This is a genomic window from Pseudomonas sp. Z18(2022), from assembly GCF_036346535.1.
Lineage (GTDB): Bacteria > Pseudomonadota > Gammaproteobacteria > Pseudomonadales > Pseudomonadaceae > Aquipseudomonas > Aquipseudomonas yamanorum_A.
On the sequence record NZ_JAOTOA010000085.1, the window covers coordinates 1 to 233 of the forward strand.

The following is a 233-nucleotide window of genomic DNA, read 5'->3' on the forward strand; positions in this document are numbered from 1 at the left end:
GGGTCGTAGTGGTAGTCGTGCTGGCCTTTGCGGGTGTCGAGGATGCGGGTCAGGTTGCCGCGTTTGTCGTAGTCGTATTGGCGGCGTTGGTGGCGTTGTTCCTGTTGGGTGATGGCGTGGGCGTGCAGCCGGCCCTGGTCGTCGTAGTGGTAGTGGCTGAGGAGCTGACCTTGCTGGCGCTGGTGCTCTCGGCCGGATCTGAACAGGTGTGAAGTGAGCGGGTTGCCATTCAG

1 protein-coding gene is annotated in these 233 nt (G+C 62.7%); it reads right to left on the reverse strand.

From position 1 onward, the window contains the following. The coding region (locus V3W39_RS33670; RefSeq protein WP_330214197.1) for a hypothetical protein at positions 1–233 on the reverse strand (233 nt) is incomplete at both ends.